Below are 20528 nucleotides of genomic sequence, written 5' to 3'. Positions count from 1 at the left end.
GTTGCGTCTTTGCCAAGCCCCTTAAGGTGAAAGCCAGGGAGGACCGCATTAACAGTTATATTGTTTTCTCCAAGTTCTCGGGCGGCGGTTTTTGTTAGGGCAATGAGTCCGGCTTTGGCAGCCGCATAGTTTGCGCAACCCTTCGCGCCATTTAATGCGATTATTGAGGATATATTTATTATTGAACCGCTATTTTGTTTAACCATTTCAAAGGCAGAGTATTTAAGAACCCAAAAGCATCCACTAAGGTCGGTGTTTATAACGGTATCCCATTCTTGTTCACTCATTGAATGTATTAGTTTGTTTGCAGAGGTTGCGGCATTGTTGATAAGCACATCAATTTTACTGAAAATTTTCAAAGTTTCTTCAACAAGGTTTTTTGCATCGTCATGTTTTGAAAGGTCCGCTTTTATTGCCATGCATTGTGTGCCAATGTCTTTTAATGAGGTTGCAATGCTTTGTGCGGCGGGGGGGAAGTTGTTGTGATAAGAGAAAACAATATTATAATTATTTTTTGCAAAAATAGCAGCAAGGTTTGAGCCAATATAACCAGAGCCGCCTGTAATTAGAACTGTTTTCTTTGTCGGCATTAAATTGTTAACCCAAGGTCTTTAATCATTTTTATATCTTGCTCAACACTTCTGCCTGTAGTTGTAAGGTATCCGCCGCTCATTGTTCCATTTACACCGGCATAAAATATCCACGATTGCAAATCTTGCAAATTTGCCTCTCTGCCGCCACACAAGCTGATGTCTTTATCGGGCATAATAAACCTAAAAATTGCAATGGTTCTAAGTGAATCGTGAGGTGAGATTTTTTTATTATTTTCCAGAGGAGTGCCCGCTACTGGGTTTAAAATGTTTATTGGAATAGAGTCAACATTTAGCTCTCGCAGTTGCAGGGCAAGCTCAATTCTTTGGTTTGGTTTTTCGCCAATTCCTATTATTCCGCCACTGCATACTTTTAACCCAAGCGACTTTGCGTATTTAATTGTATTAACGCGTTGCGCATAGGTGTGCGTTGTACAGATTTTGTTGAAATAACTTTTTGCCGTTTCTAAATTGTGGTGAATTGTTGTTACGCCGCAGTTCTTAAGTTTTCTTAAAGAATCTATACCCATAATGCCAAGGGAACAGCTTAAGTCAATTTTTCTTGTGCCGGTTTTTTGAACCCGGATTTTGCAATAGGATTTGGAATTCGTCAAAAGATACGGGACATTTTTATCCGCAAAATCCTTGCCAATGGAATTACCATTAGCTGCAGTTTTTGCGTCAAAACTGCCTCCGTCTCTTTCGCCTCTGTTCTCAAACCTATCGCAAAGTCCGTGTTGAATTGACTTGCAAAGTTCTTCTACTTCATTTTCCGTTGGACCTTTACCGCTTGTTACAATTCCAAAACACTTTGTGCCGTTTTTTTGTGACTTTGAAAATGCGGCTTTTAGCTCACTTGCGCTAACGAGGGGGTAAGTATCACATGAAGTTTTATAATGAGCGGATTGAGCACAGAAACGGCAGTTTTCGTTACACTTGCCAGATTTTGCGTTGATAATACTGCACAACTTTATTTTATCACCCTTAAAATTTTGCCGAAGTTTATTTGCGTAATAAAGCAGGTCGTAAAAATTTGAGCTTAAAAGCCCAACAGCTTCAGTTTTTGTGAGGGGTTTTAGTTTAAGTGTTTTCAGGTAAAGCTTTTTAATGTCAACCATTATATTTCCTATTAGGTTTACTGTTTATATAAAAAAATGCCCACATATTTTATGGGCATTTAAAATTATTCTTCTATTCTAAGTTTTACTGTTTTTGCTTTTATAACGCCTAAGGTATCAATTTTATTAACTGCTTTTTCTATGCTGCCTTCTTTTGCTTTATGCGTAATAATAATTACGCTAACGCCTTTTTTACCTCTTGAACCAAGAGGTTCCTTCTGATAAACTTCGGCTATTGAAACGCCGCATTTGCCAAGCACACCTGAAATGCTAGATAACACACCGGTTTTATCAACGCAGGTAAAGCGAAGATAATAACTACCTTCATCGTGGCCTTTAGGCAAAAGTTTAATTTTATTTTTTGAATTATATGTGGCGTAAGGTATTTTACCGGCTGTTTCATTGGCCACTTCGCGTGACAGAAAAATGATGTCGGAAACAACAGCGCTTGCCGCCGCCATCTGCCCTGCGCCTTTACCGTAAAACATAACATCGCCAACGGCATCACCCGTAAAAAGTATAGCATTGTACTCTTTTTCTACATTTGCAAATGGGTGCGATTTTGACACAAGCCTCGGCTCAACCGACAGAGATGCCCCGCCGTTATGCATTTGTGCGGTGCCAAGTAATTTTATTACATAGCCAAACTCATTTTTTAAAAAAGAAACATCTTCTTGCGATATCTCTTCAATACCTGTGGTTTTTATATGTTCAAGTTTAATCCAAGATGCCCACGCCAACGAGGCAAGTACCGCAAGCTTATGTGCTGTATCAATGCCCTTTACATCAAAACTTGGGTCGGCTTCAGCAAAGCCGGCTTTTTGAGCGTTTTTTAATGCTTGCGCAAAGCTTAGGTTGTTTTTTGTCATCTCAGAAAGAATATAATTGGTTGTGCCGTTTAAGATGCCGGAAATTTTATTTATTTTATTTGCGGCAAGCCCTTCGTTTAATGCCTGAATTACCGGAATTCCGCCGCCAACAGAGGCCTCAAAATAAATAAGCTTTTTTTGAATGCGGGCGGAGGTCAGCACCTCCCCCCAGTACTTTGCAAGCACAGCCTTATTTGCGCTAACAACATTTTTACCTTTTTTAAATGCTTCAAGAATTATGGTTCTTGCAGGTTCATAACCGCCTATAAGCTCCACTACTATGTCAATTTCAGGGTTATCAAGAATTTCTTTGTAATTTTTTGTTATAAAAACACCTTTTTTCTCTATCGGTTTTAAGTCGCAAATTGCGGCAATTTCAATTTCCGCGCCAATCCTTTGCTCTATCTGTTTTGCGTTTTCTGCAAGTATTTTATCAACGCCGGAACCGACGGTGCCATAACCGATAAGGCCAATCTTTATTACTTTTGCCATAAAATTATTCCTTAATTTGCCGTATTTTTTAGAAACTTTTTTATACGAAGAAGGGCATCGTGAAAGCGGTTATCGTGAGTTACAAGTGCCATTCTAACATAGCCCTCGCCGCACTTGCCAAAGCCAACACCTGGGGTTATTGCAACGCCAGTTTCTTCTAAAAGTTTTTCGCAGAACTCAAGAGAGTTCATTTTTTTTACTGACGCCGGAAGTTTAAGCCAAAGGTACATACTGGCTTTTGGTTTTTGCGCAGGCCAGCCAATTTTGTTTAAACCGTCAACCATTTTATCTCTTCTGCGTTTATAAATAGCGCACTGTTCTTTTACGCATTCCTGGCTGCCTTCAAGGGCGGCCGCGGCGGCAAGTTGAATAAAAGTCGGGGCACCATAATCTAAAAAAGATTTAAACTTTTCAAGCGGGTACATTAGTTTTTGTAGTCCGCATACCCAGCCAATACGCCAGCCAGCCATATTGAATGTTTTTGAGGTGGAGTGAAACTCAAGAGCTACATCTTTTGCGCCAGGAACTTGAAATATTGATGGCGCAACATAATCGTCAAATGTAACTTCCGAGTAAGCATTATCATAAATAAGCAGTATGTTGTATTTTTTTGCAAAAGCAACGGCATCGTAAAGAAAGCTAATGTCTTCTACAATTCCTGTGGTTGGATTATTTGGATAATTTAAAAAAAGTAATTTTGCTTTTTTAGCTATCGTCGCAGGTATCTTTGAGAGATCTGGCAAAAATTTATTTTCAGCAAGCAATGGCAGAGAGTGTATTTTCCCTCCGGCAAGTATAACGCCGTTAAAATGTACGGGATAAGCTGGGTCGCAAACAAGCGCAATGTCGTCGGGGTTTAAGTAGGTCATACACAAATGTGCAATGCCTTCCTTTGAGCCAATCAATGCCGAAACTTCAGTTTCGGGGTCTATGCTAACACCAAAGCGCCTTTGCATCCAACCAGACACAGCTTTTCTAAAACGAGGCATACCTTTTGCTTGCGGGTAGCGGTGTGTGTGGGGGTGATTGCGCACCGAGTCGCACAAACGCTCAACTATATGGCTTGGCGTTGGCATATCGGGGTTGCCCATTACAAGGTCTATAACATCAAGGTTTTTCTTGTAAGCTTCTAATTTAATAGCGTTAATTCTGGCAAAAAGATATGGGGGGAGAGAGGCAAGTTTTTTTGATGGTTTAATTTTAATCATAGTTTTATTATTGAATTAGTTTGCGCAGAGTTGTTGTTGGTTTAAAAGATACTTTATTGCCTGGGGGAACAGGAATTAACTGCCCTGTTTTTGGGTTTCTGCCCAGGCGCGCTTTACGGGGTTTTGACCTAAAAGACCCAAGACCGCTAAGTGATACAACCCCGTGGTTTTTAATAGTGTCTTGAATAGTTTTCACAAGTGCCTTTATTGCACGGTTTGTGTCACCAAGGGTAAGTCCTGTGGCTTCAGAAATGTGTTTTACTAAGTCAGGTTTCTTCATTTGTCCTCCTTAGCAAGTAATTGATGCTAAGCAAATACAATAATATAAAAAGCCAAATTGCATTTAATTTATAATATATTTTCGTTATTCTGTCAAGCGAATATTAAATTGTGGAAAGTTAATTGAAAAAGGGCGATGCGTTATGTGCGCACCGCCCTTTCGCAAATTTTTCATTTTAATACTTTATTACACAAGCCCTTGAGCCATCATCGCACGCGCGACTTTCATGAAACCGGCGATATTGGCACCATTAACAAGGTTGCCAGGTGTGCCGTACTCTTCGGATGCGTCTTTTGCTGACTTATGAATGTTTATCATTATCTGATGAAGCTTTTTGTCAACTTCTTCAAATGTCCAGCTTTCTCTCTGGGAATCCTGCGCCATTTCAAGCCCTGATGTTGCAACTCCGCCGGCGTTTGCCGCTTTTCCAGGTCCGAAAGAAACTTTGTTTTTGATGAAAATTTCTACCGCTTCGGGAGTTGAAGGCATGTTGGCCCCTTCAGCTACGGCGATACAACCGTTTTTCACGAGTGTCTGAGCGGCATTGCCGTCCAGTTCGTTCTGGGTTGCGCTGGGAAGCGCTACATCGCATTTAACATTCCATATTCCCATGCAGCCTTCTGTGTACTGAGCGTTTTTATGTTCATTTATATATTCTCTGATTCTCTTGCGTTCAACATTTTTGATGCGTTTTATGGTATCAAGGTTTATCCCATTTTTGTCGTAAATATAACCGTTGGAATCGGACATAGCCACAACTTTAGCGCCAAGCTGGGTGGCTTTCTGGTGCGCGTAAATAGCTACATTGCCCGAGCCGGATACGACCACGGTTTTTCCGTCAAACGAAGCCTTTCTATCTTTAAGCATTTCTTCGCAGAAATAAACGCAGCCATAGCCGGTTGCTTCTGTTCTGGCGAGAGAACCGCCGAAATCCAGTCCTTTGCCAGTGAACACGCCGTTCCAGAGGCCGGTGAGTTTTTTCCACTGGCCGAACATATACCCGATTTCCCTGCCGCCTGTGCCTATATCTCCAGCTGGGACATCCGTATCTGCACCTATGTGGCGATAAAGCTCGTTCATGAAACTCTGGCAGAAACGCATTATTTCCGAGTCTGATTTGCCTTTCGGGTCAAAATCAGAACCGCCTTTAGAGCCACCCATCATAAGGCCCGTAAGGGAGTTTTTAAATATCTGTTCAAAACCGAGGAATTTGATTATGCCGATATACACCGAGGGATGAAGCCTTATGCCGCCCTTGTAGGGACCGAGAGCCGAATTAAACTGTATTCTGAAGGCGCGGTTGATATGCATTTTGCACTTGTCGTCCTGCCAGGGCACCCTAAAAATTATTTGCCTTTCGGGTTCAACGAGCCTTTCAAGAAGCGATGCGTCTTTAAATTCAGGGTGTTTTTCAATTACTGGGATGAGTGATCCGAGAACTTCCATTGCCGCTTGGTGAAATTCAACTTCACCGGGGTTTCTTTTTTTTACTGTGTCTACAACGCTGTAAACATACTCATGTGCATTAGCCATTTACCTGCCTCCCTGTTGTATGAAGGTGCCCATAAAGCAAAATATTTTTTGAGACAGCTTTGTCTCAAATTTTTATATTTTTAGAGGCTGCAAATGGACGACCTTAAAACCGATGCTTGATATAAAAGTGTTGTAAACACTTTTACTAACCGCTTTTCAACATTGCCGGACTTCTTTGTCCAACAACCATTTTTCAAAAAAGACGCCATTGTCTTTTCTTCGTGTTGATGCATTGTAGACAAACGACAGATACTTGTCAAGGAATTGTAAATATCAAGTTAAATACCGTCAATTATTTCAACAAGGCAAAATACGGGTTTAACACTATTGATTCGACGGAACTATTTCTTAATAAGATGTGTATCACTGACCATTCTTTTTATGATTGACCCTGTCATATATTCAAATGCTGTTTGCAGGCTCATTGCGTCATAGCTGCTTGTCCCGGACCAAAAGAACCTCATTATTTTGGGTGCTTATAATCTGGCAGGTTAATTATGTCTGAGCAGCTACAAATGAGGTCGTTTCAGCATGGTATTGATATTGTTCCGGAATAGCTTTTGTAATAATGCCTGTTATCACGGCATCTATGCCTGCCGCGTTTTTCAGATCAATTATACTTCTCTTGCTCAAAAACATTAAGGGCATATTTTTACTTTCTGCCTGACATCGTATATGTTTTAGTTTAATTGGCAACAATGTGTAGAAATTTTATTGAAATGTTATGGCAAAGTAGGATGATTTTTTGAGAAAAAAACTAAAACAATTTAATATATTATTTACTTTTTTATCATGCAAAATTTGTAAAAATTCACTTTATAGAGCCGGCAGGTTGCTTTTGCCTATAAGGTATTCATCAATAGCTCTTGCGGTTTTGCGGCCTTCAGATATTGCCCAGACAATAAGCGATTGTCCTCTCCTCATATCACCGGCACTAAATACACCTTTTTGAGAGGTCATAAAATTTGAGTTCGTTTTAACATTGCCTCTTTGGTCAAGCTCAAGAGACAATTCTTTTACAGGGCCGTCGTGCTCTGGGTGTAAAAACCCAATTGCAAGCACCACCATATCTGCTTCAATTTCAAATGCGCTCTTTGGCACTTCCTTCATAAGAGTGCAACCTTTTTCATCTTTTTGCGAGAAATCAACTTCTACGCATGAAACCTTATTTACAAGCCCATTTTTGCCAATAAAATTTTTTGTTAAAACCGACCATTTGCGCGTTACGCCCTCTTCGTGGCTTGAGGTGGTTTTAAGTAATGCGGGAAACTTTGGCCAAGGTGTTTCGTTGCTGCGGCACTCAAGCGCTTTTTGGAGAACTTCTATTTGTGTTACGCTAACAGCGCCTTGCCTATTTGCCGTGCCAACACAGTCAGAACCGGTATCTCCGCCGCCAATAACAAGAACTTTTTTGCCTTTGGCATCAATCAAATTATCACTAAATTTTTCGCCAGAAACCCTGCGGTTTGACTGCATAAGGTAATCCAGTGCAAAATATATTCCGCCAAGTTCTCTGCCCTCAACTTTAAGGTCGCGAGGTGCTCTTGAACCACAGGCAAGAGCAATGGCATCAAACTCTTTAAGCATTTGTGTTGCTTTTTTATCTTTTCCAATATTTGTGCTGGTAACAAAGTTAACTCCGCCAGCTTTCATAACGGCTATGCGCCTGTCAATTATGTTCTTTTCAAGTTTAAAGTCGGGAATACCGTAGCGCAAAATGCCGCCAATTTTCAAGTTGCGTTCAAAAACAGTTACTTCGTGCCCTGCTTTATAAAGTTGATCAGCTACGCTAAGGCCAGCTGGGCCAGAGCCAATAACCGCAACTTTTTTGCCGGTTTTTTTTGTTACACTAAATGGTTTTACAATGCCATCTTTGAAAGCTTGCTCAATAATAAAAAGCTCATTTTCTCTTATAGTTGTTGGGTCGTCGTTAATGCCCAAAACGCAAGAAAACTCGCATAACGCAGGGCAAAGGCGGCCTGTAAACTCTGGAAAGTTATTTGTTGAAGATAAGTATTTGTACGCTTTAGCGGTTTGTGCGTCAAAAAGCAGGTCGTTCCATTCAGGGATGTAGTTGCCAATAGGGCAGCCCCAATGGCAAAATGGTGTTCCGCAGTCCATACAGCGCGATGCCTGCTCGCGCGAAACTTCGCTAGAGCGCGGCAGCGAAACATCTTTATAATCTTTAAGGCGTTTTGAAACCGGCCTGTAGTCGGCTTCTTCTCTTTTTATTTTTAAAAATCCTTTCGGGTCTGCCATAAATTACTCCAAAGATAACTATGTTTCATTGTCTAATTATAAGGGTTTGCAAAATTTAAAAACATCTTTTGATAATTTATTTTAAAAAAATAACACAGTCAATTATAAATTATCCGTTATAAACTTCTGTTTGGTCAAGCTTTTCCTGTACTCTTTTTGTTTCTAAAATGCGCTTATACTCAATCGGCATAACTTTAACAAACTTCTTGAGTTCAAGCTCAAAATTATCAAGTACGCTTTTTGCAACTGTGCTTTGTGTGTATGTATAATGAGAGTCAATCATGCGTTTAATAGTTTCAACATCGCCCTCTTCTATTTGGTCAAATGCAACCATTTCCATATTGCATTTTTGTTTAAATGTGCCTTCTACATCATAAATATAGGCGGTGCCGCCAGACATACCAGCGGCAAAGTTTCGTCCTGTTTTACCAAGCACAACAATGTTTCCACCCGTCATATATTCGCATCCATGGTCGCCAACTCCCTCAACAACGGCGTTAAGGCCAGAGTTTCTTATACAGAACCGCTCGCCCGCAACGCCTCTAATATATGCTTCGCCGTATATTGCACCGTAAAAAGTTGTGTTGCCAATTATAATGTTGTCTTGAGGTATATAAGTAGCTTCTTTTGACGGATAAATAATTACCTTACCGCCCGATATGCCTTTACCCACATAATCATTTGCCAAGCCCTCTAATTCAAAGGTAACACCTTTTGATAAAAACGCACCAAAGCTTTGCCCGGCATAACCGGTAAATTTGCAGTGAATGGTATTTTTTGGAAGTGCCTGCTCGCCGTAAATGCGGCAAATTTCACCGCTAAGCATTGCACCGGTTGTTCTGTTGTAGTTATGTATTGGCAGGTTAATGCTAACTCTTTGTTTGGTTTCAAGCGCCGGTTTTGACATCGCAATAAGTTGTTTATCTAAAACTTTGTCAATTCCGTGATCTTGGTTGATTGTTTTGTATATGCCAACTTCTTTTGCAAGTTGCGGTTTATAAAGAATTTTAGAAAAATCTATGTTGCCCGCTTTCCACGGTAAAATTGCCATGTTTGCTTCAAGCAGGTCTGTTCTTCCAATCATTTCATTAATATTTTTCATGCCAAGTTGCGCCATAACTTCGCGCAGTTCACGCGCAATAAAACGAATAAAGTTAACAACATACTCAGGTTTGCCTCTAAATCGTGAGGTTAATATATCGTCATTTGTTGCAATACCCAAAGAGCAGTTATTTAAATGACAGTGGCGCAACATTACGCAACCAAGTGTAATTAGCGCAGCGGTGCAAAAGCCATACTCTTCAGCGCCTAATAGTGCCGCAATTGCCACATCGCGCCCTGTGCGCATTTGCCCATCAGTTTGTAAGCGCACGCGGCTTCTTAAATTATTTAATACAAGTGTCTGGTGCGTTTCACTAAGTCCAAGCTCCCATGGCAAACCGGCATTTTTAATTGAGCTTAAAGGCGATGCGCCTGTGCCACCGTCGCCGCCGGAAATTAAAATCATATCCGCATGGCCTTTTGCTACACCTGCAGCCACTGTGCCAACGCCAATCTCGGAAACAAGTTTAACGCTAATTCTTGCGCGAGGGTTTACATTTTTCAAGTCAAAAATCAGCTGTGCCAAATCTTCAATTGAATAAATATCGTGGTGTGGTGGTGGGGAAATTAAAGTAACCCCGGGTGTAGTGTAGCGCGTTCTTGCGATAGCCGCGCTAACCTTGTGGCCTGGCAGTTGACCGCCTTCGCCTGGTTTTGCGCCCTGAGCAACTTTTATTTGAATTTCATCGGCATTTGTAAGATAGTTTGTTGTAACTCCAAAGCGTCCAGATGCAACCTGTTTAATCGCGCTTCTTGCCAGATCGCCATTTGGATATGGTTTAAATCGCGCTGGGTCTTCGCCGCCTTCACCGGTATTTGACATTGCTCCAATGCTATTCATTGCAATTGCCAAGCTTTCGTGAGCTTCTTTGCTTATAGAGCCAAAGCTCATTGCGCCTGTTGCAAAGCGTTTAAGAATGGCTTGTTCGCTTTCAACCTCGTCAATAGATATTGGGGTTGTTTTTTTAAACTGCAACATTCCACGCAGCGTACTTGGGTTGTTTGTCTGGTCATTTATAAGTTTTGAGAACTCTTTAAATTTTTGGTAATCATTATTTCTTGCGGCATCTTGCAACGCCGCAATACTTTCTGGGTTCCACATGTGAAACTCGCCATCTCTTTTCCATTGATACTGCCCATAAGTTATAGGTGTTGGGTTTTCAAAATTACCTTCCGGGTAAGCATTGGCGTGCCGTAATAAAGTTTCCTTTGCGATAATTGCAAAATCAATACCCCCAATTCTTGAAGGTGTTCCGCAAAAGCATCGTTTAATTACTTCTTCTCCAATGCCCAGTGCCTCAAAAATTTGCGCACCAGTATAACTTTGCAAAGTAGAAATACCCATTTTAGAAAGTATTTTTTGCAGGCCCTTATAAACAGCTTTAATGTAGTTTTTTTCTGCTTTTTCATTGTCAATTTTTAACTCGCCTTCACCTATCATATACGATAGGGCATTGTAGGCAAGGTAAGGGTTAATTAAGTTTGCGCCGTAGCCAAACAAAACTGCAAAGTGGTGAACTTCCCTTGGTTCGGCACTCTCAACTATTATGCTTAATTGAGTTCTAAGAGCTTTTTTTACTAAGTGTTGGTGCACAGCTCCGGTTGCAACAAGCGCAGATAGTGCGGCTAAATTATGTGTTGTGCCTCTATCGCTTAATATAATAAATGTGTAACCGTCTTTTAACGCTTGTTCGGCTTGTGTACAAATTGAGTCAATAGCATTTACAAAAGCGTTGTCGTTTGAAACATCAAACAAAATAGAAATAGTTTTTGTTTTAAATCCGCTTGAATTAATTTTTTTTAACTTTAATAATTCATCGTTAGAAAGAATGGGGCATTTAACTTGTATTTTTTTGCACTGCTCAGGTGTTTCTACAAGCAGGTTTTTTTCTGGCCCAAGGTATGTTTCTAAACTCATTACGCACTCTTCGCGTATGGGGTCTATTGCCGGGTTTGTAACCTGCGCGAAGAGTTGCTTAAAGTATGTGTAAAGAAGTTGAGGTTTTTTTGAAAGAATTGAAATTGGGGTATCGTTGCCCATGGAGCCCACAGGTTCCTGAGCGGTTTCTGCCATTGGTTTAAGAATTGTTTTGGTGTCTTCTCTTGAGTATCCAAAAGTTTTTAACAGTCGGAAAGTGTCGGTTTTTTCTTCTTGTGTGTCGGTGCTTTTTGGAATGTTGTCAAGGTCAATAAGGTTTTCAGAAAGCCACTTGCCGTATGGTTTTTGCGAGGCCATTTTTTCTTTAAGTTCAGAGTCATTAATTATTTTGCCGGCATCTGTATCAATAAAAAATATTTTGCCGGGTTCAAGACGGCCGGAACGCTCAATATCGGCAAAATTCATATCTAACACGCCAACTTCCGATGACATAATTACTGTATTATTTTTTGTAACTATGTAGCGTGCTGGGCGCAGGCCGTTTCTATCAAGCAACGCGCACATATTTTTACCATCGGTAAAAGCCATTGCGGCTGGCCCGTCCCACGGTTCGCTTAAACAGGCATGATATTTGTAAAAATCGCGCACATTTTCTTCTAATAAATTATTGTGTTCCCATGCCGATGGAATAAGCATCATCATTGCATGAGGCAAAGACCTTCCTGAAAGCACAAGCAGTTCAAAAGCATTGTCTATGGCGGCCGAGTCACTACCACCGGGCACGATAATTGGTGAAAGCTCGTTTATATCCCCAAACTCTTCAAATTTAAGCAAACTTTCTCTTGCGTGCATCCAGTTAATGTTACCGTGCAGAGTGTTTATTTCACCATTGTGAGCTAAAAACCTAAATGGCTGTGCCAAATCCCATGCTGGGAAAGTGTTTGTACTATATCTGGAATGTACCAAGCATAACGCGCTTTCAATACTGCTATCGTTAATATCTGTAAAATATTTCTCAACCTGATTGGGCATTAAAAGGCCTTTAAAGGAAAATGTTCTACAGGAAAGGTTTGTAATATAAAAATACGATTTTTGGCTTAGTTCCGACGAGCGCACGGCGTTTTCAACTTTTTTTCTGATTAAGTAAAGCTTTCTTTCAAATGAGAGCTGGTCTTTGCCTTTAAAGCTTTTGGTAATAAAAATTTGCTCAATTGCGGGTTCACTTTCAATAGCAGTTTTGCCAATATCGGAGTTGTCTACAGGTACCTTACGCCAAAATAAAATGGTTTGGCCTTCGGAAGTTACAACATCTTCAAAAATTTTCTTGCATTGGTCTGCTTGGATTTTATCTGAAGGGAGAAATATAAGGCCTGTACCGTAGTCGCCTAATGGGGGAAGTGTTATTTTGCATTCTTTTGATATGCGCTCAAAAAATTTATGGGGTGTTTGAATTAAAATACCGGCGCCATCGCCAGTTTTTGGGTCGGCGCCCGTTGCGCCTCTGTGGGAAAGGCGTTTAAGTACCGCAAGGCCTTGCTTTACAATTTCATTTGACTTGTTGCCTTTAATGTTGCAAACAAAACCTACACCGCATGAATCTTTTTCAAATTCAGGATCGTAAAGGCCCTGTTTTTTTGGGTAAAATCCTGACATGTTTTATTACCTTTATAATTATAATCTTATTGATTATAAAAAACATCCCTAATTTGCAGGGTTTAATTTCTTACGCCGCACATTAAGGATATTTTATTTGTAGAAGAAAAAAAGAATTTAGCGTTTAGAGAATTGGAATCTTTTGCGCGCTTTTGGTCTTCCTGGTTTTTTTCTTTCAACCATTCTATCATCGCGGGTAAGCAAGCTTTCTTTTTTAAGTGCTGCCTTTGTACTTGGTTCAATTTTAAGTATTGCTCTTGAAATTCCCATCTTTGCCGCATCTGCCTGACCTGTTATGCCGCCGCCAGTAGTTTTAATATCAATGTCATACTTCTTAGCTGATGGTAAAAGCGCTAATGGTTGAAGCAAACTTTTTTTCTGTCTTAAAGCGCCGCCAAAAAACTCATCTACTGTTTTGCCGTTAACGGTAATTTTACCGCTACCCGCTGTAACGCTAACTCGCGCGCTTGCATTTTTTCTACGGCCCGTTGCTTGAATTGTTATCATTTTATTTTATCTCCTAAAAATTCTCTTCTATTTAGACACTTTATTTGCAAATTGTGCCTGAAGGGTGTGTTCCGCGCCTTTAAATATTTTAAGGCGTACAATTTGCCTGTCAGCAAGGCGGTTATGCGGCAACATACCTTTTACTGCAATTTTAACTGCTCTTTCTGGTCTTGTTGCCATAAGGTCTTTATATTTTGTGTGTCTATCTCCGCCCGAGTAGCCAGAGTGTGTGTAGTCAATTTTTTGTTCAAGTTTATTACCGGTAAGTACAACTTTCGCGGCATTAGTAATTACAACAAAGTCGCCACAATCAATGTTTGGGGTGTAGAATGCTTTATCTTTGCCGCGCAATATAGTTGCAACTTCAGTTGCAAGTCTTCCAAGCACTCTGCCGTTCGCATCAATAAAGTGCCATTTCCGTTGAATTTTGTTGATTTCTGGCAAGTATGTTTTAGTTGTCATTTGTGTGGCTCCTCGTTTCAAATTTAGTTTTGCGATTATAGTAAATTTAGTTTTTACAAGTCAAACAATATGTAGAGGTAAAAGGGAACATAAACACTTCATATTTAAAGTTGGGCACTTATGAATTGTTATTTAATCATGACATTTCTAAGCAAAGAAATAATATTGACTGGTATGTTTTTTATTGACATAATATCACGGTATGATTAAAAAAATAAAAGAGCTTTTACATAAACTTTATGAGTTAAATGTTACACCTAATGAAATTGCCTATGGTTTTGCTGTGAGTGCTTTCCTTGGCGTTTTGGGTTTGGTACGCTTTTGGCAATTGGCATTTGTGCAATTTTTCGGCTGAATTACATTGCTGCAGTTGTTGGGTCGTTTATAATAATGAACCCTCTAACCATTCCATTTTTTTGGCTTTTGAGTGCCGGTGTAGGCGGGCTTATTTTTGCGAAAGATTCAAAACTAATAATTTTAGAAATTAAAAGCGGCAGGGTTTTTGCTTCGCTTGGCGAAATAACAGTTATTTATATTGTAGGTAGCTTAATTGTAAGCATTATTGTTGGTGTTGTTTCATACATTATTGTTAAAGATATTTTTGAGCGTAGACAAAAAAGAATAAAAGCTTAGGCAGTATTCAATTGAAATTAATATTCTTTCAAACTGGAGTGAATACTAAGTCCCGCCGATGGCGGAACGCGATATAGGAGTTTATAATGCCACAAATAAGTAGGCGGCTTGATGGTTTTACCGAGTCGGTAATAAGGGCTACTACACGGCTTTCAAATAAATATGGTGCCACAAACCTATCACAGGGTTTTCCTGATTTTGACCCTCCTCAATTACTTTTAGATTCGTTAGAAAAAGTAGCGAAAATTGGTCCTCATCAATATGCTGTTACATGGGGTGCAGAAAACTTTAGAAAAGCACTTGCAATAAAACAATCAAGGTTTATGGGTATACCAATTAACCCAGATGAGAACATTGTTGTAACTTGCGGAAGCACAGAAGCAATGATGGTTGCAATGATGACTGCTTGTAACCCGGGCGATAAGGTAATAGTTTTTTCGCCTTTTTACGAAAACTATGTAGCCGATGCAATTTTATCTGGTGCAGAGCCAATATATGTTGCGCTTAATCCGCCTAATTTTAATTTTGACAAAGAAGAGTTGCGCGCAGCATTTAAAAAAGGCGCAAAAGCTCTGATACTTTGCAATCCTTCAAACCCAAGCGGGAAAGTATTTACTAATGATGAGCTTGAATACATTGCGGAGCTTGCAAAAGAGTTTGACGCATACATAATTACCGATGAAGTTTACGAGCACATAGTTTATGCGCCAAACAAACATTGCTATATTGCTGCACTGCCAGAAATGTTTGAAAGAACAATCTCTTGTAGTTCGTTATCTAAAACTTATGCCATAACGGGCTGGCGGCTTGGTTATGTAATTGCTTCAAAAGATGTAATTAATGGGGCAAAGAAAGTTCACGATTTTTTAACTGTTGGTGCCGCCGCACCATTGCAAGAGGCATCGGTTTGCGCGTTAGAGTTGCCAGACAGTTACTATATTGATTTACAAAACAAATACACAGCGCTTAAAGATAAGTTTTTAGGATATTTAGATAAAGCAAAGCTTACCTACACAAAGCCGCAAGGCGCATACTATGTTTTGGTGGATATAAACCCACTGGGTTGGAATGACGATATAAAATTTTCACAGTGGCTTATTGAAGAAATAGGTGTGGCTGGAGTTCCGGGCTCAAGTTTTTTCCGTGAGCCGGTCAAAAACTTAATTCGTTTTCATTTTGCCAAAAAGCCCGAAACACTTGATATTGCTGGTGAGAAGTTATTGAAGTTGGCAAAGAAATAAATTAAAATTGCCATTGTCAGCCAAAGTGGGAGATTTTTAAAGCCATCCAGTTGGTCTGTCAGACTTGTGCTGACATTCAAAAATTGACAGTTGTTTGGGAAAATTGTTATATTCAAAACCGTTAGGGAGGTCGTGCATCGGCCTGAGAGTTTCGCGATAAGCGAATTACCTATGCGTCGTTTAAGGCGCGAGACCTGATCTGGGTAATGCCAGCGTAGGAATAAGAAAAGTTCTTAACCTATGCACAAATTCTGCGTAGGTTATTTTTTTAGGAGGTGAGTATATATGTTAATTAAATTAAATGGCAATGCAAAAGAAGTTGCAGATAATATAACAATTGAAAGTTTGCTTTTGCAGCTTGGTGTTAAAAACAATAAAGCTGTTTTTGTTGAGCATAATGGCAAGGTTTTAACTGAAGGTGAGCTTGGTGTTGTGCTTGGCAAAAATGACATAGTTGAAGTTATTTCATTTGTGGGCGGTGGTTAAAATGGATGATTTTCTTTTAATTGGTGGCAAAAAGATTTCAAACAGGTTTTTTTTAGGTACTGGTAAGTTTTCTTCTAATGAACTTATGCGCAAGGCAATTGAAGAATCTAAAGTTGAAGTTGTAACAGTTGCTTTAAGAAGGGTTGACGGTGGTGGTAAAAACGAAAATATTTTAGATTTTATTCCAAAGCGTTGCATAATTATGTCAAACACTTCAGGCGCAAGAAATGCCGATGAGGCAGTGCGTATTGCGCGTATTGCAAAGGCAGCCGGTATGGGCAATTGGGTGAAAATTGAAGTGATTTCAGATGCAAAGTATTTATTGCCAGATAATTTTGAAACAATAAAAGCCACTGAGATTCTTGCAAAAGAGGGTTTTGTGGTTATGCCGTATTTTAACCCCGACCTTATGGATGCTCGTCGTTTAAGAGACGCAGGTGCCGCAACTGTTATGCCGCTTGGTTCACCAATTGGTACAAACAAGGGTTTGAAAACAAAGGAAATTATTCAAATAATTGTAAATGAAATTAATTTGCCGGTTGTTGTTGATGCTGGTATTGGCAGGCCTTCGCAAGCGGCTGAGGCAATGGAACTTGGTTGTGCCGCAGTGCTTGCAAATACCGCTGTTGCCTTAGCACAAGACCCTGTAAAAACTGCTGTTGCTTTTTCATTAGGCGTACAAGCAGGAAGGTATGCTTTTGTTGCAGGTATTGCGCAAGAGAAAAATGTTGCAGAGGCATCTTCACCACTTACAGGATTTTTACAGGATTAAAATGACACAAATTACTGCAAACGAGTTTATAAAAAATAATTCTAATTTAGATTTTGAAAGATTATTTACTACCACAACCATTAATCAGCTTAATGGTGTGCTTTTCCTTGAACATATTTCGCTTAGTCACTTGCCAATTCTTTTATCTAAAATTGCTTTAGAAAATATTGAACTTCTTGCGCGAAAAGCACATAACATTACCCTTAGGGATTTTGGGAAAGTTGTTTTTTTATACGCCCCGCTTTATGCCGCAAACTTTTGTGAAAATGAGTGTCTTTACTGCGGTTTTAAGGCGTCAAACAAAATAGTAAGGCGTAAGCTTGACGCAAGCGAGTTTAAAGAAGAGGCGATTGCTCTTAGCGCAAAAGGTATTAGAGATGTTTTATTGCTTAGCGGTGAGTCGCGCGTTAAAACGCCTCCAGAATATTTGGTGGAGTGCGTTAACACACTTAAAAAATATTTCTCATCAATTTCAATTGAAGTTTACCCGCTGCAAGAACTTGAGTATGCTCAGTTGATAAATGCTGGAGTTGACGGGCTTGCGATTTATCAGGAAACTTACGATGAAGTGGTTTATGAAAAAATGCATAAGGCAGGGCCAAAAAGAGATTTTCTTTATCGTTTAAATGCACCAGAGCGCGCATGTATGGCAGGTATTAGAAGCGTTAGCATGGGTGCTTTGCTTGGGCTTAGCAATCCTAAGAAAGATGTTTTTATGCTTGCGGCACATATATTGTATTTGCAAAGTAAATTCCCTTGGGTGGATTTTAGTTTTTCCTTACCAAGAATAAGGCCGCAAAGCGGCGGATACCAGCCCGATCACATTGTGTCGGACAAATTGTTTACACAGCTTTTATTGGCATTAAGAATAATGTTCCCAAGGGTTGGCATAAATATGTCTACACGCGAAAATGCTCAACTTAGAAAAAACCTTATTGGGCTTGGTGTAACAAGAATGTCGGCTGGTTCTAAAACTGAGGTTGGCGGTTATGCCTCGTGTGGAAAATCAGAAGGACAGTTTGAAATATCTGATGAGAGCAGTATTGAAGCAGTTTGTTCAACGATAACTGAGTGCGGCTATGCGCCAGTGTTTAAGGATTGGCAAACACTATAACTTGATAATTTCACCCAGCTTGTCGGGCGGTTACCAAATCATTCCTTCTCCCCTTGTGCGGGAGAAGGTTAGGATGAGGGGGCCAAGTGAGACCTGTTATCGAATGCACACCCTCACCTCAATCCTCTCCCATCGAGGGAGAGGAATAAAGAATTAGAACCGCCGATACCGCCCAGCTTGCTGAGCGGAGATTAATTAATAATATGACTAATTCATTTGAAAATGCATTAACAAACTATTTTGGGCATGAGAATCTTAAAAAAATTCAATCGGTAAAAATTGGCATTGCCGGGCTTGGCGGGCTTGGTTCAAATTGCGCAATGAACCTTGTGAGGTGCGGTTTTAAAAACTTTATTTTGTGTGACTTTGATAAAATTGAGCCCTCAAACCTTAACCGTCAATTTTACTTTGCAGACCAGCTTGGTAAATACAAGGCAGATGCATTAAGCGAAAACCTAAAAAAAATAAACCCTTCACTTGAAATTTTGTCACAAATACTAATACTTACGAAAGCAAATATGCCGGAGATTTTTACTTCTTGTGATGTTGTTGTTGAAGCGTTTGATAAGGCAGAAATGAAAACTCAGTTTGCAAATGCTTTCATTAACGCAAATAAGTTTTGTGTTAGTGCCTCTGGGCTTGCCGGCTGGGGAAATAGCGATAAAATAGTCACAAAAAAAATTAGAGAAAATTATTACTTAATTGGCGATTTAGTTGCGGAAGCTGGTCCTGGTAGGCCGCCATGTTCTCCAAGGGTTAATATAGCAGCGGCAAAAGAGGCAGATGTTATTTTGGCATGGGTGCTTGGGGCATTATGAATATAAAAGGTCTTTACTGCATAACATCATATGAGCATTCTTTGGGCAGATGTAATGTTGAAGTTGTGCGCGCAATGCTTGAGGGCGGCGCTAAAATAATTCAGTACAGAGAAAAGTACGCATCAAAAAAACACAAATATAATGAGTGCGTTCAAATAATAGAACTTGTAAAAGAGTTTGGGGCGTATTTAATTGTAAATGATGATATTGACATTGCTATGTTGGTCGGCGCATACGGCATTCACCTTGGCCAAGACGATTTGCCAATTGAACAGGCAAGGAAAATTGTTGGTAGCAAAATGATAATTGGTATTTCAACACACAGCCCAGCTCAAGCAGAAGCCGCTGTTCAAGGTGGTGCCGGCTATATCGGGGTTGGTCCAATTTTTGCAACAAAAACAAAAGTAAATGTTTGCGATGCTGTTGGTTTAGAGTATTTAGATTATGCTGTGAAAAATATAAAAATTCCTTTTGTGGCAATTGGTGGTATTAAAACGCATAACCTTGATATGGTACTTAATAAGGGTGCAAAATGTGTTGCAATGGTAACTGAAATAGTTGGCGCACAAAATATAAAAGAAAAAACTGCCTCTTTAGTAAACCGAATTATTTAACCGTAATAAAAATTATTATTAATAAACTTTTAAAGGGTATTGACAAATATTTTACTTTGTGATAATATGTTGACCAAGTTGATAGAGAATATATGATATGGAAAGGAAAATAATAAAAATTACCGATACAAACGGGCTTCACCTAAGAGTTGCAGGTGAGGTTGTAACTATATGTAAAAAACATAAATCAAAAGTTGTTTTTTCAACCTGCGAAAATTGCGAAGAGGCGGATGGCTGCTCTGTTTTAAGCTTGCTTTTACTGCAAGCTCAAAAAGGTTCAGAGTTGATTATTAAAGCTGAAGGACCAGATGCAAAAGAGCTAATAGATGAAGTTGATAATTACTTTTCGCACGGTTCTGGAATATAGATATCCTGTAAGATTCAGGATGTCTTGATTGTAAAGATTAAATAGAGATTACACAGATGAAACAAATAGATTTGGAAACAAAGGTATAAATAATATTATGCCAGGAGAGATAATGAAAACATTAAAAATTACATCAACAAACTATATAGGAGTTAAAGACATGGAAAAACACTTCCGAATGCGATGTTGTTGATGGCATAGTTGAATTGGTTCTGTAGAAAAGAAAACTTATAACTGTAGAATATATCGTTTATTGTTGTCATCCCGAAACGCAGTGAGGGATCTTGGTTTTTACTGTCATTGCGAAACCCGAAGGGGTGAAGCAATCTCGCCTTAACTATTAGATTGCCACGGGCTAAAGCCCTCGCAATGACACCGGATTGACTCACTTCGTTCGTCGACAACTTGGGTGAAAGTTAGTCGAAATGGGCATAATACTCAAAAAGTGTTGCTATTTTTGATAGTTTTGAAGTAGCAAAACCATTTTAAGTAACTAATTTTATGATTTTCAGAAAGACCACGATGGTTTCTA

Annotated in this window: 20 protein-coding genes; 9 read left to right on the top strand and 11 right to left on the bottom strand. The window is 39.6% G+C overall.

All coding sequences use genetic code 11. The features are described 5' to 3' along the window. The 11 genes from M0Q46_05715 to rplM all read right to left on the bottom strand — a co-directional run. The coding region (locus M0Q46_05715) for an SDR family NAD(P)-dependent oxidoreductase (protein MCK9583085.1) at nucleotides 1–590 on the bottom strand (590 nt) is incomplete at its 3' end. Next, a complete protein-coding gene (bioB, locus tag M0Q46_05710; GenBank protein ID MCK9583084.1) occupies nucleotides 590–1708 on the bottom strand; it encodes a biotin synthase BioB in 1119 nt (372 codons plus the stop codon). The genes bioB and M0Q46_05715, both read right to left, overlap by 1 nt. Nucleotides 1709–1773: 65 nt before the next feature. Next, nucleotides 1774–3069: a homoserine dehydrogenase gene (locus M0Q46_05705; protein ID MCK9583083.1), complete on the bottom strand. Its 1296-nt coding sequence runs from the start codon at nucleotides 3067–3069 to the stop codon at nucleotides 1774–1776. 11 nt (nucleotides 3070–3080) lie between these two features. Beyond that, nucleotides 3081–4277, bottom strand: a complete 1197-nt coding sequence (locus M0Q46_05700; protein ID MCK9583082.1) for an LL-diaminopimelate aminotransferase — start codon at nucleotides 4275–4277, stop codon at nucleotides 3081–3083. A gap of 7 nt (nucleotides 4278–4284) precedes the next feature. Then, complete coding sequence (locus M0Q46_05695; GenBank protein MCK9583081.1) at nucleotides 4285–4557, bottom strand: HU family DNA-binding protein; 273 nt, start codon at nucleotides 4555–4557, stop codon at nucleotides 4285–4287. Between the two features lie 186 nt (nucleotides 4558–4743). Next, nucleotides 4744–6090 carry an NADP-specific glutamate dehydrogenase gene (gdhA, locus tag M0Q46_05690; protein MCK9583080.1) on the bottom strand — a complete coding sequence of 449 codons (1347 nt, stop codon included), beginning with the start codon at nucleotides 6088–6090 and terminating at the stop codon, nucleotides 4744–4746. 495 nt (nucleotides 6091–6585) lie between these two features. After that, nucleotides 6586–6786 carry a hypothetical protein gene (locus tag M0Q46_05685; protein MCK9583079.1) on the bottom strand — a complete coding sequence of 67 codons (201 nt, stop codon included), beginning with the start codon at nucleotides 6784–6786 and terminating at the stop codon, nucleotides 6586–6588. Nucleotides 6787–6906: 120 nt separating this feature from the next. Beyond that, on the bottom strand, nucleotides 6907–8349 hold the full coding sequence (locus M0Q46_05680) for a glutamate synthase subunit beta (GenBank protein MCK9583078.1): 1443 nt from the start codon (nucleotides 8347–8349) through the stop codon (nucleotides 6907–6909). A 109-nt stretch (nucleotides 8350–8458) separates the two neighbouring features. Then, nucleotides 8459–12982, bottom strand: coding sequence for a glutamate synthase large subunit (gltB, locus tag M0Q46_05675; GenBank protein ID MCK9583077.1), 4524 nt, complete (start codon nucleotides 12980–12982; stop codon nucleotides 8459–8461). Nucleotides 12983–13099: 117 nt separating this feature from the next. Beyond that, nucleotides 13100–13489 (bottom strand): 30S ribosomal protein S9, encoded by a 390-nt coding sequence (gene rpsI / locus M0Q46_05670; GenBank protein MCK9583076.1) that lies wholly within the window; start codon nucleotides 13487–13489, stop codon nucleotides 13100–13102. A 27-nt stretch (nucleotides 13490–13516) separates the two neighbouring features. Then, nucleotides 13517–13951: a 50S ribosomal protein L13 gene (gene rplM, locus M0Q46_05665; protein MCK9583075.1), complete on the bottom strand. Its 435-nt coding sequence runs from the start codon at nucleotides 13949–13951 to the stop codon at nucleotides 13517–13519. A gap of 202 nt (nucleotides 13952–14153) precedes the next feature. Between rplM and M0Q46_05660 the strand changes: the two genes are divergently transcribed. The 9 genes from M0Q46_05660 (at nucleotide 14154) to M0Q46_05620 (ending at nucleotide 19996) form a co-directional block, all read left to right on the top strand. Continuing rightward, on the top strand, nucleotides 14154–14306 hold the full coding sequence (locus M0Q46_05660; GenBank protein ID MCK9583074.1) for a hypothetical protein: 153 nt from the start codon (nucleotides 14154–14156) through the stop codon (nucleotides 14304–14306). Then, a complete protein-coding gene (locus tag M0Q46_05655; protein MCK9583073.1) occupies nucleotides 14273–14584 on the top strand; it encodes a DUF2062 domain-containing protein in 312 nt (103 codons plus the stop codon). Before M0Q46_05660 ends, M0Q46_05655 begins: the two co-directional genes overlap by 34 nt. 86 nt (nucleotides 14585–14670) lie before the next feature. Continuing rightward, complete coding sequence (locus M0Q46_05650) at nucleotides 14671–15825, top strand: aminotransferase class I/II-fold pyridoxal phosphate-dependent enzyme (GenBank protein ID MCK9583072.1); 1155 nt, start codon at nucleotides 14671–14673, stop codon at nucleotides 15823–15825. Nucleotides 15826–16110: 285 nt separating this feature from the next. Then, the gene (gene thiS, locus M0Q46_05645) at nucleotides 16111–16311 is read left to right on the top strand and encodes a sulfur carrier protein ThiS (protein ID MCK9583071.1); all 201 of its coding nucleotides are present in this window, start codon (nucleotides 16111–16113) and stop codon (nucleotides 16309–16311) included. A gap of 1 nt (nucleotide 16312) precedes the next feature. Further along, nucleotides 16313–17083, top strand: coding sequence for a thiazole synthase (locus M0Q46_05640; protein MCK9583070.1), 771 nt, complete (start codon nucleotides 16313–16315; stop codon nucleotides 17081–17083). 1 nt (nucleotide 17084) lies between these two features. Continuing rightward, complete coding sequence (gene thiH, locus M0Q46_05635) at nucleotides 17085–18197, top strand: 2-iminoacetate synthase ThiH (protein ID MCK9583069.1); 1113 nt, start codon at nucleotides 17085–17087, stop codon at nucleotides 18195–18197. Between the two features lie 203 nt (nucleotides 18198–18400). Beyond that, entirely contained in the window at nucleotides 18401–19015 is a 615-nt protein-coding gene (gene thiF / locus M0Q46_05630) for a sulfur carrier protein ThiS adenylyltransferase ThiF (GenBank protein ID MCK9583068.1), read from the top strand. Further along, the gene (gene thiE / locus M0Q46_05625) at nucleotides 19012–19629 is read left to right on the top strand and encodes a thiamine phosphate synthase (GenBank protein MCK9583067.1); all 618 of its coding nucleotides are present in this window, start codon (nucleotides 19012–19014) and stop codon (nucleotides 19627–19629) included. The genes thiF and thiE overlap by 4 nt, the downstream gene beginning before the upstream one ends. A 97-nt stretch (nucleotides 19630–19726) precedes the next feature. Beyond that, a complete protein-coding gene (locus M0Q46_05620; GenBank protein MCK9583066.1) occupies nucleotides 19727–19996 on the top strand; it encodes an HPr family phosphocarrier protein in 270 nt (89 codons plus the stop codon). The last annotated feature ends 532 nt before the right edge of the window (nucleotides 19997–20528 follow it).

The sequence above is a fragment of the Endomicrobiales bacterium genome (genome assembly GCA_023228045.1).
Classification (GTDB): Bacteria; Elusimicrobiota; Endomicrobiia; order Endomicrobiales; family JALOBY01; genus JALOBY01.
This window is presented reverse-complemented; position numbering and strand designations above follow the sequence as displayed.

Excerpts from the sequence above, each read along its gene's own strand:
- bioB (MCK9583084.1), bottom strand. The coding sequence starts at position 1,708 with ATGGTTGACATTAAAAAGCTTTACCTGAAAACACTTAAACTAAAACCC.
- M0Q46_05650 (MCK9583072.1), top strand. The coding sequence starts at position 14,671 with ATGCCACAAATAAGTAGGCGGCTTGATGGTTTTACCGAGTCGGTAATA.
- M0Q46_05705 (MCK9583083.1), bottom strand. The coding sequence starts at position 3,069 with ATGGCAAAAGTAATAAAGATTGGCCTTATCGGTTATGGCACCGTCGGT.
- gltB (MCK9583077.1), bottom strand. The coding sequence starts at position 12,982 with ATGTCAGGATTTTACCCAAAAAAACAGGGCCTTTACGATCCTGAATTT.
- M0Q46_05660 (MCK9583074.1), top strand. The coding sequence starts at position 14,154 with ATGATTAAAAAAATAAAAGAGCTTTTACATAAACTTTATGAGTTAAAT.
- thiS (MCK9583071.1), top strand. The coding sequence starts at position 16,111 with ATGTTAATTAAATTAAATGGCAATGCAAAAGAAGTTGCAGATAATATA.
- M0Q46_05640 (MCK9583070.1), top strand. The coding sequence starts at position 16,313 with ATGGATGATTTTCTTTTAATTGGTGGCAAAAAGATTTCAAACAGGTTT.
- M0Q46_05620 (MCK9583066.1), top strand. The coding sequence starts at position 19,727 with ATGGAAAGGAAAATAATAAAAATTACCGATACAAACGGGCTTCACCTA.
- rpsI (MCK9583076.1), bottom strand. The coding sequence starts at position 13,489 with ATGATAACAATTCAAGCAACGGGCCGTAGAAAAAATGCAAGCGCGCGA.
- M0Q46_05695 (MCK9583081.1), bottom strand. The coding sequence starts at position 4,557 with ATGAAGAAACCTGACTTAGTAAAACACATTTCTGAAGCCACAGGACTT.
- thiF (MCK9583068.1), top strand. The coding sequence starts at position 18,401 with ATGACTAATTCATTTGAAAATGCATTAACAAACTATTTTGGGCATGAG.
- M0Q46_05700 (MCK9583082.1), bottom strand. The coding sequence starts at position 4,277 with ATGATTAAAATTAAACCATCAAAAAAACTTGCCTCTCTCCCCCCATAT.
- rplM (MCK9583075.1), bottom strand. The coding sequence starts at position 13,951 with ATGACAACTAAAACATACTTGCCAGAAATCAACAAAATTCAACGGAAA.
- thiH (MCK9583069.1), top strand. The coding sequence starts at position 17,085 with ATGACACAAATTACTGCAAACGAGTTTATAAAAAATAATTCTAATTTA.
- thiE (MCK9583067.1), top strand. The coding sequence starts at position 19,012 with ATGAATATAAAAGGTCTTTACTGCATAACATCATATGAGCATTCTTTG.
- gdhA (MCK9583080.1), bottom strand. The coding sequence starts at position 6,090 with ATGGCTAATGCACATGAGTATGTTTACAGCGTTGTAGACACAGTAAAA.
- M0Q46_05680 (MCK9583078.1), bottom strand. The coding sequence starts at position 8,349 with ATGGCAGACCCGAAAGGATTTTTAAAAATAAAAAGAGAAGAAGCCGAC.